The following is a 299-nucleotide window of genomic DNA, read 5'->3' on the forward strand; positions in this document are numbered from 1 at the left end:
GTCGTGGATCCGATCACCGGCGAGGTGCTGCCCGACGGCGAGGAGGGCGAGCTGGTGTTCACCTCGCTGACCAAGCAGGCCCTGCCGGTCGTCCGCTACCGCACCCGCGATCTGACGCTACTGCTGCCGGGCACCGCGCGACCCGCCTTCCGCCGCATGGAGAAGGTCACCGGGCGCTGCGACGACATGATCATCCTGCGCGGGGTCAACGTCTTCCCCACCCAGATCGAGGAGATCCTGCTGCGGGTCCCCGGTGTCGCCCCGCACTTCCAGATACGGCTCACCCGCCGGGGCCGGAT

1 pseudogene is annotated in these 299 nt (G+C 69.9%); it reads left to right on the top strand.

What is annotated here, in order from left to right:
• Positions 1 to 299 (top strand): annotated as a pseudogene (locus ACSNOK_RS33750) (phenylacetate--CoA ligase); the annotation flags it as partial.

It is taken from the genome of Streptomyces sp. URMC 126 (assembly GCF_051386555.1).
GTDB lineage: Bacteria > Actinomycetota > Actinomycetes > Streptomycetales > Streptomycetaceae > Streptomyces.